Source organism: Sphingomonas sp., from assembly GCF_017745215.1.
Classification (GTDB): Bacteria; Pseudomonadota; Alphaproteobacteria; order Sphingomonadales; family Sphingomonadaceae; genus Sphingomonas.
In genome coordinates, this window is the sequence record NZ_JAGHZV010000003.1 from 128874 (window position 1) to 139854 (window position 10981).

Below are 10981 nucleotides of genomic sequence, written 5' to 3' on the forward strand. Positions count from 1 at the left end.
TTGGCGAGAGGGCCGGCCCATAGAATAGAGCAATGCACGTGACTCTCCCCCGCAAGTCCTACTCTCATAACATGCTCTTTTTCTCTGCAAGGTTTGAATCGGGATCGCGACTGATTCGTACAGCCGCGGGAGCAGACACTTCAATATGGCATTTCACGGCGGCTTCAGATTTCGCCGCTCGGGCACGACAATCCGCCAGCGCCTCGGCATTGTCCCTCACGAGCAGCGCTGCGTCGTCCAGCGCGCGCAGCCGCGCCGGATCAGCAACCTGCAACAACCGTATCCCTGCGTCCCATTCGCCGCGCAGGAGCACGTCTGCCGCCCTCCGCTCGGGCCAATGCCAGCTCTCGGGCGCCGACTGAGCGATCCTCGTCGGAACGACCGTCCCAAGCGCAAATCCCACGATTACCGCCGCCGTTGCGGTGCCGATAATCCAGTGCTTCTGCGTTTCCGCCTTCATCGCCGACGCAACCACGCCGTTGAGCGACTGTATCGCTCCACCAAGCTCCCGGTTGGCGTTGCCCCAAGCCTGATGGTCGGCGGCGCGCACGCGCGCGCCTGCTTCCACGATCTGCGGCGCAAGGGTCTCCGGCGTCAGCGCGATCGCCGGCTTCTCCTTCAGGGCTTTGAATGCGCGGACGATCTCCGCCCACTGCTCCTGGATCTTCACGAGGTCCGGCCCGTAGTCACGAGCATGCAGCTCCTGCTGGCGCGCCGCGAACCCCTCGACCGCCGCCGTCAGACCCGCCAGCCGACGGCTCATCGCCTCGAACGCGACCTCCGGATCGTCGATGTCGCTGGCGGGCTGGACGGAAGTTTCAGCATTCATAGTCCGATTCCAAGATTGCGCCCTCGGTCGATCGAGAACGTCAGTTGCTGGATGACCGATCGCGTGCGCGCCTGATCGCTGATCGCGGCGCCGATGCCGCCGTCGCGACTGCCCGGCGTCCATTCAGGCGACCATTGGCGACCGAGCAACTCGCTGCCGCGCCGACTGAGGGCAGCGCCGAGCGCCGGGTCCTTTTCGAGGCTCTTCGCCATGGCGTGCATGCGGCTCTCGACCGCGCCCCGCGCATTCTCATTCTGCCAGCCGCTGAGCTTGTCGCGCTGCGCGCGGAGCTGCTGCCAGGTTTGAACGAACCGATCGGCGCGAAGCTCGGGATTGGTGCGCAGCTCGGTTTCCAGCTGCATCTGGCGGATGGCGTTGGCGGTGCGGCCACTGGCAGCCTCGCCCACCATGCCGGGCTCGCGCGCGAATGCGGCATCGAGATCGTGCGCGCCATGCTGGTGCATGGCGTCGAGCGCCTGCGCAGCCTGCACCTTCGCGGCCTTCTGATATTCCAGCGCGGGCAAGCCTTGCTCGGTCATGCGGCCAATGTCCTGCACGATGCGCGCATAGCGCTGCACCGCACTGCCGAGCGCGGATTGCCGCTCGACCGGCGCTCGCTCTGCTGGCGTCGAGAGCTTGAGTCCGTCGAACCGGCTGCGCTTGAGAGCCCGTGTGGCATCCGGGGTTCGCAGCCGCAATCCGTCGAACCTGCCGCGCCGCGGTTGTTCGGACGCAGTGTGACTCCGATCGACAAGCTGCTCGCGCGCAAGCGTGTCGAAGATTCGCGACCGATCGAACCCGCGCCGCTCGGCGAAGCGGGTCGCGCTCTCGTCATAGTCGAGCGCGCTGTCCTTCGGCCGGTCGCGCGACAGCGTGCGCGCCAGCCGCGGCTCGTCGGCGAAGTCGTCACGGCCATAGTGGAGATGCACTTCGTCGCGGTGCCGGGACAGCGCGACATAGGCGGCGTGCCGATCGAGACCGGGCGTCGCCAGCACATGCACACGGTCGACGGTAAGGCCCTGCGCCTTGTGGATCGTGGCGGCGTAGCCGTGGGTGACGTCGGCATAGTCTTTGACGTCGAACGCGACGCGCCGGCCATCGTCGAGCCGCACTGCCATGCGGGCGCGATCAATCTGTTCGACGGTGCCGAGTGAGCCATTCTTGACGCCCAATTCGCGTTCATTGCGAAGGAACATGATGCGGTCTTCGGCCGCAAACAAGCGCTCACCGCGCGTCGTTTTGACAGCAATATCAGTGACTAATGTCCCGTGTTGCTTCATCCGATCCCGGGCCAGCCCATTCAGTTCGTCGCATTCTTCGTTGGTGTGCGTCAGTATGATGCGCGAGCGCGCCGGATCGTCGGTCCGGTCGCGGTCCCAGCGGTTGATCAGCGCCTCCCGAGCCGCCGCCCGGGTCTCCGACTCGATGACCATTCCAGCATCGCGATAGGCGCTCAGCGCCTCGGCGGTGCGGCCGGTGGCGAGCTGGCGGGTGGCATCGCGCTGCCAGTCTTCGCGCTGGCGGCGGACCTCGGTGATCTCGGTGCTGCCGTGCCGCTCGGCGATAGAGCGGAATGCGGCGCCGGCCTCGATCGCCTGGAGCTGCTCCGGATCGCCGACCAGCACGACCTTGGCGCCGCGCTTCTCGGCTTCGGCGATCACGCGTTCCATCTGGCGCGAGCCGATCATGCCGGCCTCGTCGATCACCAGCACATGGTTAGAGGTGAGCAGCTCCCTCCCCTGCGACCATTGATGTTCGAGGCTCGCGATCGTGCGTGAGGTGATACCCGAGCCGCTCTCCAAATTCTCTGCGGCGATGCCGGACAGCGCGAGGCCCTGTACCTGATAGCCGGCGCTCTCCCAAGCCTCGCACGCAACGCCGAGCATGGCTGATTTGCCAGTGCCGGCGTATCCTATCACTACGCCGAGATCCTTGGCGTCGGTGACATGCTCGAACGCCGATCGCTGCTCGGCCGAAAGCACCAGGCCGCGCCGTTCGGCGCTGGCAACAGCGCGCTCTCGATCACGCTCCGAGACGCGATGGTATTCGCGCTCGGCGAGCGCCCGCGTCCCGCGCGCGAGACGCTGCTCGGTCTCGATCATGTCCCGGCTGGTGAAGCGGTCTTCGCCACGTCCATCCTTGCCGAGCGCGACCAGTTCGGACGACGCACGCACCGCCCCCATCACCTGTTCGAACTGATCTTTCCCGTCGCTGTGCCGGTGCGCGAACATGGCAAGGTCGCGCGTCGTGAACGTCGCCTGGGTTCGCGTGATTGCGTCGAGCGCCAAGCCCGGATTGGCGATGATCTTGTCGCCATTCGACCGCGCAATCTCACGGTGCTCGTCGATGCGCTCGGACTCGAGCCCCTGCGCCGCCATCCGCGACGCGGCCGGGCCGATCTTGTGCTGGGGCTCAAGGTCGATCCCTTGCGCCTCCAGTGACCGGTGATCGATCCGCGCATCGATATCCAATTGGGCGAGCCGTTCGTTGACATGCTCGCTCCAGCGCTCGCGCCACTTTTCCAGCAGGTCAGTGCGGTTCCAGTCGCGGTTCTTCTTGCCGAACCCGTCCTCGGCCACCTCCCGCATCGTCAACATCACGTGCGCGTGTGGCTTCGCCACACCATCGGCACCGATATCCCAATGAACATTGAGATCGGCGATCATGCCCCGGTCGACGAACTCATGCCGCACGAAGTCGCGCGCGAGCGCGATACCCTGTTCCTTGGTCATCTCGCGCGGGATCGCGAATTCGATCTCGCGGGCCAGCTGCGCGTCGATCCGCTTCTCGGCCGCCTCGACCTCGTTCCACAATTTCTCGCGATCGGAGAGATGCTCGGGCGCGCCGTCCGGCAGCATCATCTCGGAGTGGATGACGCCGGCCTTATTCGAGAAGTCGTGATGGCGATCGAGCCGCTGGTCGTGCAACCGTGAGGCCGAGCGATACGCCGCCGACGCAACCGCACTGGAACCGGCGGCACGGGAAATCACTTTGGCGGAAAAATGATAGATCGCCATGACGGCAATTCATCTACACCACACAAGCTACGTCGGCACGACGTATAAGCGCGCCCTCGAAAGAATTCATCTTTCTCGGGACGGCTTTGTCCCAGCATGTTTCACTGTATTTACGCTGATCGACTGAGTTACTAACTGAGGTGTCCTCAACACTTAATTGAGGACAGTGTCATGCGTAAACCTCGCGACTATGATTCGGAACTGAAGGCGCTCGGCGACAAGGCGCAGCAGCTGAAGGCGCGAAAGCTTCACCAACTCGGCGAACTGGTCATCGCGACCGGCGCCGACGCGCTCCCGCCCGAGCAACTCGCGGGCGCGCTGCTCGCCGCAACCGATACGAAAGACCGGGCGACCAAGGAGGGCTGGCGCAAGCGCGGCGCGACCTTCTTTCAGGGCGCGGCACGAAACGCTGCTGGCGGCGATCGTCGCGACACGCGCGGCGCTGACGCGAACGATCGCGGCGCGGCATCGCCTTCAAGCCAGGATCGCGCGTGACGACAAACGAGCATGGGTCGTGAAGCGCCGCGAGCGAACCCGCCAGTTGATCGAACTCGGCGGCCTGATCGCCAAGGCGGAACTCGTCGAACTCACCGGCGACGATCGCGCGGTGATCCTTGGACTGCTGGTCGAAGCCGCAGCAACTTTGCGCGGTGAGGATCGCGAGCGAGCGCTCATGTTGTGGCGACGGCGCGGACATCGCGCGTTCGAACAATCTTCCGGGGATTAACCTATCTCTCCGGTTGATTTTCTAACGCGCGCGCGACATGCCCAAATCAACGGGGGGATAGTCGAGGTTTGGCGTCATAGACGCTGCCAACAATTCCAACCGGAGCTCCCCATGTCTGATGAAAACACTTTGAACCCTGTCGAGCTGGCGACAGAACTAACGATCGCCTGGCTCGGCAATCAGAACAACCGCGTCGCCGCCGAAGATGTGCCAGCGTTCCTGCGCACGATGCACGCCACGATCTCCGAATTGGCGGGCAACACGTCGGCGCCTGCGGAAGCCGCCGACGAGCCGGCGAGCGAGCAGGAATTCGTTCCCGCAGTGACGGTGCGCAAGTCGCTCGCGTCGAAGGACCACATCATCTCGATGATCGACGGCAAGCCGTACAAGATGCTGCGCCGGCACTTGTCGGGGCAAGGCCTCACCGCCGAGCAATATCGCGAGCGCTACAATCTCAAGCCCCACTATCCGATGGTCGCCGAAAATTACTCGGCGGCGCGCCGTGAGATGGCGAAGAAGATCGGGCTCGGACAAAAGGGCCGCGCCGCCAAGGCGAAAGTCGTGGTGACCGAGATCGCCGCGCCGCGGCGCCGCGCCAAAGCTGCCTGAGACTGCGAGCGCCGCGCGAACAGTCGCGCGGCGCTTGTCCGCTATTGGGACTTTGCCGTCCGACCGCTTTGCGTCGGCGCCGCCATGAAAGCGGACACAGGTGAGGCTGCAACATTATCGGCAATAGGGTTGCGCGACTTTCTCGTTCCGCCGGGGCCGGCTACACCCCTATATGATTACGAGAGCGTGGCGAGGGACGGGAAAACGTCCACTGAATAGTGCTTGCTAATCCCGGATTCTGTTTCCAATTGCAGCGCACCCTCAGGATCAATCCCGCGATAGACACCTTCGACAGGCGTCGTTCCCGGCACGCGATCAACTATAGAGATGCGGCTATTTAATAGATAAGATTCGGCATGATAGCGTTCTCGCACGCTCTCAAAGCCCTTTTCAAGCCATGAGGCGATCTCAGAAAGGATCGCCGCGCCGAGTTGGGTGACAATTTCGCGGCAATCAGGTAACTCGTGCACTACCTCAGAAAGTGCTGTCGGTGGGAACACGGCGTCCGCCAACCTCGGTGACCATCCAACGTTGACTCCGATTCCAGCCGCGAGAATGGCTCTTCCATTTAGCCAACCAACTTCGTGAAGTGCGCCTGAGACCTTCTTTCCGTCTATCAGCACATCATTAGGCCACTTCAACGTAACCCGGCTTCCTAGCCCCGTCATTTCACGAATTGTCCTACTTGTAGCCAAAGCTAAAGGATAGACGACTAGGAAAGCCTCTCGTCGTGCATCCAGCACCGGGAGCAAGTACGTCACGTGGACGTTGCCACTATGGGACGCCCAAACCCGTTCACGCGATCCGCGCCCATTGGTTTGACTCGTGGCAGAGATTGCGAGAGGGCGATCAACCTCACCGCGAGCTATCTTTCGCAATGCCTCACTATTGGTAGAGTCGATTTCCTCCCAATGTTCCAACGAGAAGGATCGAAGGTCAAACATTGGCTGTATCTCCCAATCGCAATTGAGGCCGTAGCAATTGCATGGTAATGGCGTCAGTGAATTTTACGGGGAAGCGATCATGGGCACTTTAGCTGACGAGAAAAAGCGTTGGAAGGGTACATGGCAGAACTCGCGTAAGTCCGTTCTGAGGATAAAGGATATAGTTCAGGAGGTTATCGGGGGAGGTTCTGGAACTCCGCACTTTCGCGTGACTGGTACCTACCAAACGGCGAAGGGGTCTGTTCCCCAGAAGGAGAAATTTCCGGTTTCGGGTTACGTAACTGACGATCAAATCGTCTTCTCTGCAAGTTTTCGGTACGTTGAGCCAGGCGGAGATGATGACGACAATCATTCCATGACGGCTTGGGCGGGCCAGATTCTACCCTTGCCCGAGGATCCCGATAAGCAGGGACTGCAAACACTTTGGCACTTGGTTCCTTCTATGAAGGAAGGCGATTATGAAGAGCAATATGGGTGGGTAATCGCATGGGCAGGCGAGGATAGGTTCCTGAAACTCTCTAATGATCCTGATTTTGAGATTCCTGAAGTATGAGCCCTTTCGCTAAGGGATTAGGATCGAGTTAGATATCAAGGCCAATGACGCATAAACTATTGAAGTTGCATGGTTTAGCGTGCAACAAAATTGCCGATTCTGTTGCAATGGCGGCTTCCAGGCGGCCACCGGTCGGTCATAAACGGCGTTGATTGGGTCGAGACCAGCCAGCATGGAAACGGTCAGGTTTCGGTAAGCCGCCGATCGCAGACGGATTTCACCAGCGCCTGAAGCTCGGCGACGCGCTCGCCCAGCCAGCGCAGCTCCTCATCGCTGATTTCATAATGCGGGGAGTATCTCGCATTGACATAAGCTTGCCTCAGCAACTCGAAGCGGCGTCGACTGAACTTATCGGCGCGCGGCCACGCCGCGATCAGTTCAGGTGCAACCTCTTCGGCGTGCGAGCGAAGGAAGTTCAGCTTGTGAGACTTCGGGCTGTATAGCTTAAGCACCAAGAGAGCGCAGTGATAGAAGCGCTCGGCGGCCTGATGAAGCTGAAATGCCGCCTCTTTCGATCGTTCCTGTGAAGCGGCGTATTGCGCCGTGTCCAGAAAGCCTGCCGCGCTCGCAAACCACTGATCAAAGTGTTTTTGCGCCTCCGCGAGCGCTTCTGCGGGCGGCAGCACACGCGGTGTTGCCAGCTCGAATCCCTCGGCTTCGTACAACGCGATCCCTTGTCGGGCGATATCAACGAAGAATGGCCGCCCATTCGTGAGTTGGTCGTTCACGTCCGAATAGTCGTGGACGATGAAATTGACCGGCGCGCTGAGCGCGTCGTTGATGGTGGCATCGCGCATCAACCGGTCGTCGGCCTTGCCCCAATATTCGACCGGGTCGGTGAGCTTGGCGTCGTTGACGACAACGAGGATATCGTAGTCGGATTTGTAGCCACCGATCGGATCGTCCACCCAATCGCCACGCGCATAGCTGCCGTAGAGGATGACCTTGAGGATGCGCCCGCGCTTCTTCCATGGTTGCGTCGCGAGGCCGATCTCGCGCTCGAACTCCTCGAACAACGCGCGCACGACGTGCTGCAATTCGTGCTGCTTCGATGACGGCAGATGGTCGAGGTCGGTCTTCATGATGCCACTCCTAACCGGCGCGGGGACAAGCGCAAATCCTCGCCGGGCCGAAGTCCGGCGAGGTCAGGGTCAGCGGCGCCACCAGCGGCGCCGCGTCATGATGCGGTTCATGTTGTAGAGCGCATCGGCCAGGTGCCGCTCGACCTGAGCGACGGTCAGGTCGAGCCGCTCGCCGATCTGATGATAGTCGAGCCCTTCCTGTGAACTCATCAACAGAACCTCGCGCTGGATGCGCCGGAGCTTGCGGATCGCACGTGCCGCGCGACGCAGCTCCTTGGGATCAAAGTCGGTCATAGGAATTCTCCCGATGGGCCGGCGGCGGAGAACCGCCGCCGGCATGGGATCAGGCCGCGTGACGCAGCGGTTCGGGCTCGGGAAAGGCGGCCAGTTCGGCGATGGTCGCCGCCCGGCTCACGGTCGCGACACCGCCGCGCTCGGTGTAAGCGGCTGGCGGGAACGCCATCCACTTGGGCACCCAGCTTGTCACCTTGGCGCGTCCGTTTTCGCCGGTGAGGCAATCGCGCACGATCTTGCGCTTGACCTTGCCGGTCGCCGCCTCGTTCGCCTCGGCGACACTCTCGCCCGCCACGTCCGCCAGCACATGGTGCAGCACCTCGCGGTCGCGGATCATGTCGAGCAACGCGTCGTCGCCCTGCCAGACCTTTGCCATGTCGGTGCCGAGCATCGGCCCCAGCAGTTCGATCAGCGTGCTGCCCGCCTCGAGCGTCTCGCCGATCACGACCGCCGCCACCTCCAGCACCTGCGCGTCGCTGAGTGGGAGCAGCCGGACGAATAGCCCCGCCACGCCGTGCTCACCGTCATAGCCGCCGGTCACCGTGGGGGCCTCGGGATCGAACCCGAGCACTGCCAGCGCCGCCCGCCGCTTCTCGTCGAACACGGCTTCGGACGTGCTGCCCTCGACGCTCTCGGCAATCGCATCACTAGCGGCACGCTGTGCCTCGATCCGCACATTCCACAACGACGAACCCGCGATGGCGTGCGCCACCATCAGCCGCAGCGTGAGCGCCGGGCTGCCCGCAAGGTCCGCCCGCACCGCCGCGTGCCGGTGCAGGTCGACATAGTTCTGGATCGGGTTGCTGACCTCGGGCCGAACCGGCTTCTCAACCGCTTCGCCCCGCCCACACTTCCGCGCCTCCTTGAGCGAGACATAGCCCTCATGGATCGCCACGTCGCCGCGCGTTCCGACGCTGATGAACACCTTGCCGCCCTTGCGCTTGGGGCACCGCTCATGCTCCCAGCGGTGGAACGCCTCGCCGGTCGGGAACACCACGACCTCGGGCCATCCCGCCTCGCGACAGCTCTCGGCCTTCGCCTCGATGGCAGCCGTCTGCGCAGCCCAGAAGGTCGCGCTGTCCGCGAAATACCGTTCCTCGCCGAACAGGTCGGAGACGATCTCGCCCTCGTAGTTGGCAAGGTCGAACAGCGCCGCGCTGACCGGGATCGACGCGCCGCCGAACAGCCATGCCTTGAGCTGATGGCCGGTCGGGCAATACACTTCCGGATCGTCCAGCAACGCCAGCCATTCGCGCTGCCGTGCCTTGGAGGCGAGGGTCAGATGCCGCACGGTCGCGACATCGATGTCACCCTTTCTGTACAGGCCCCGGATGCGGGGCAGCAGATTGCCCAGCGCCAGCGTCCGCTTCACCTGCAGCTCGGTAAGCCCGAAGGTCAGCGCGATGTCCTCGGGCGACCGTCCTTCGCGGACCAGCCGCGTGAACGTCTCCCAAAGGGTGACTTCGTCAGGGTCCAGCCGCGCGACGTTCTCGATCAGCGAGGCTTCGAGCGCCGCCGCGTCGTCGCCCGCTGCCATGATCGCGCAGGGGAGCGAGTCCTCCCCGCCGCCTTCCTCCGCAATGGCCAGCGCAGCATGATAGCGCCGCTTGCCCGCCACGATCTCGAACCGGTCCTCGGCTTCCGCAGGCCGCACGATCAGCGGCACCAGCACCCCCCGCGCCCGGATCGACGGCAGGATATTGGCAATGTCCGCCGCGCCCTTCGCCCGCATGTTGGCAGCGGAGACGGTCAGGTTGGCGATGTCGATGTGCTTGAGTTCCATGCTTCTACTCCTTCAAAACCACCGCAACCGGCGCCGGAATGGCGGGGTGGGCGGCAGGAGCGGATCGGAAGTCCCGCCGGCAGAGGCGGGCCGCACCCGAAGGGCCGAAACGAAGAGGAGGACCTGGGCGAAGCCCAGGTTGCGGCACGCCGCGGCGGGACTAGAGGGTAGCGACGCCCACCCCGCCAGATCGAAGCCGGAGGCCAACGCCACCGCGCCCAGGCGCGGTGACCGCAGCCACTCAGCGCGCAGCGCTGCCGGGCTCGCAAAGCCCAACGAACACGCACTCTCGAATCCGGCCGGCCGTCGTGGCGGCGTGCGCGCGCAACTGTGGGCCAGCGGCCGCCGTGCCCTCCGGCCGGATCGAGTGTGCCACGCGGAAAACAAAGGCACCGCGACCTCTGGCGGGTTCGCAAGATCCCGCCAGTGTGCGCTCAAATGGTCCCCGCGTTCCGCTGGCCGGTGCCAGCCGGCTAACGCGTCATGTGATCGAAACCGGCATCGGACGAGACGCCGAAGAGCGACTCGGCGCCGCGATACGCGGCGTGAGAGCGCGGTCACGCGCAGCGTGAGACGCCATGGGACTTCGCGCTTGATTACAGCAACCTACGCTGGGGTACCCTTATCGCGCCTAACACCGCCAATGCCCCTATGTGCCCCGGAGAGGGTCTTTTCACTCGCCGACTTCGGTCTCACCTTTGCCGAGGGAGCATCACCCAAGCGTACTCAGTTCAAGGTGATACCAATGCAGACCGACACCCCCGACCGCATCCTTCGCATCAAAACCGTCCTTGCTCGAACTGGCCTCAGCCGATCGACCCTATATCGAAAGATGGGCAGCGGCACGTTTCCGCGGAGCATCAAGATCAGCACACGCTGCGCCGGCTGGCGGGAATCCGCCGTAGCCGAATGGATGAAGAACCCAATGTTCTACGACACCGAGCCCGAGGCCTAAACTCGCTGATCCAATGCGATCTAAGTGAACGCAGTACGATAGGTAGGGTTAAGCACGACCTGGCTCTTTGCAATGTGACACATACTAGCCTTGGTTCTACCGACCGCCAGATCGTCCTACGCCTCGCGCCACTCAACCCGGCCCTGCGGACTCCGGAAATCGAAGGAGCGACTGCCCTCAGCCAAGAC

General features: G+C 63.2%; 11 protein-coding genes. 5 read left to right on the forward strand and 6 right to left on the reverse strand.

All coding sequences use genetic code 11. From position 1 onward, the window contains the following. Positions 1 to 64: 64 nt before the first annotated feature. Positions 65 to 829: a DUF6118 family protein gene (locus J7495_RS04550; RefSeq protein WP_294054891.1), complete on the reverse strand. Its 765-nt coding sequence runs from the start codon at positions 827 to 829 to the stop codon at positions 65 to 67. Next, positions 826 to 3846: a Ti-type conjugative transfer relaxase TraA gene (gene traA / locus J7495_RS04555; RefSeq protein ID WP_294054892.1), complete on the reverse strand. Its 3021-nt coding sequence runs from the start codon at positions 3844 to 3846 to the stop codon at positions 826 to 828. Before traA ends, J7495_RS04550 begins: the two co-directional genes overlap by 4 nt. A gap of 171 nt (positions 3847 to 4017) precedes the next feature. On the opposite strand from traA, the gene J7495_RS04560 reads away from it, so the two are divergent. The 3 genes from J7495_RS04560 (at position 4018) to J7495_RS04570 (ending at position 5182) form a co-directional block, all read left to right on the forward strand. After that, complete coding sequence (locus tag J7495_RS04560; protein WP_294054893.1) at positions 4018 to 4341, forward strand: conjugal transfer protein TraD; 324 nt, start codon at positions 4018 to 4020, stop codon at positions 4339 to 4341. 19 nt (positions 4342 to 4360) lie between these two features. Continuing rightward, a complete protein-coding gene (locus tag J7495_RS04565) occupies positions 4361 to 4573 on the forward strand; it encodes a conjugal transfer protein TraD (RefSeq protein ID WP_294054894.1) in 213 nt (70 codons plus the stop codon). Between the two features lie 111 nt (positions 4574 to 4684). Further along, entirely contained in the window at positions 4685 to 5182 is a 498-nt protein-coding gene (locus J7495_RS04570) for a MucR family transcriptional regulator (RefSeq protein ID WP_294054895.1), read from the forward strand. 176 nt (positions 5183 to 5358) lie between these two features. Here the strand turns inward: J7495_RS04570 and J7495_RS04575 are convergent, their stop codons facing one another. Continuing rightward, positions 5359 to 6126: a biotin--[acetyl-CoA-carboxylase] ligase gene (locus tag J7495_RS04575; protein WP_294054896.1), complete on the reverse strand. Its 768-nt coding sequence runs from the start codon at positions 6124 to 6126 to the stop codon at positions 5359 to 5361. 79 nt (positions 6127 to 6205) lie between these two features. Between J7495_RS04575 and J7495_RS04580 the strand changes: the two genes are divergently transcribed. Then, positions 6206 to 6679 carry an avidin/streptavidin family protein gene (locus J7495_RS04580; protein WP_294054897.1) on the forward strand — a complete coding sequence of 158 codons (474 nt, stop codon included), beginning with the start codon at positions 6206 to 6208 and terminating at the stop codon, positions 6677 to 6679. A 182-nt stretch (positions 6680 to 6861) separates the two neighbouring features. Here the strand turns inward: J7495_RS04580 and J7495_RS04585 are convergent, their stop codons facing one another. The 3 genes from J7495_RS04585 to J7495_RS04595 form a co-directional block, all read right to left on the reverse strand. Then, a complete protein-coding gene (locus tag J7495_RS04585; RefSeq protein WP_294054898.1) occupies positions 6862 to 7761 on the reverse strand; it encodes a HEPN domain-containing protein in 900 nt (299 codons plus the stop codon). 69 nt (positions 7762 to 7830) lie between these two features. Then, positions 7831 to 8055 carry a sigma-70 region 4 domain-containing protein gene (locus J7495_RS04590; protein WP_294054899.1) on the reverse strand — a complete coding sequence of 75 codons (225 nt, stop codon included), beginning with the start codon at positions 8053 to 8055 and terminating at the stop codon, positions 7831 to 7833. Between the two features lie 49 nt (positions 8056 to 8104). After that, positions 8105 to 9838: a ParB N-terminal domain-containing protein gene (locus tag J7495_RS04595; RefSeq protein ID WP_294054900.1), complete on the reverse strand. Its 1734-nt coding sequence runs from the start codon at positions 9836 to 9838 to the stop codon at positions 8105 to 8107. A 745-nt stretch (positions 9839 to 10583) separates the two neighbouring features. Between J7495_RS04595 and J7495_RS04600 the strand changes: the two genes are divergently transcribed. After that, positions 10584 to 10793, forward strand: coding sequence for an AlpA family phage regulatory protein (locus J7495_RS04600; protein ID WP_294054901.1), 210 nt, complete (start codon positions 10584 to 10586; stop codon positions 10791 to 10793). Positions 10794 to 10981 lie beyond the last annotated feature (188 nt).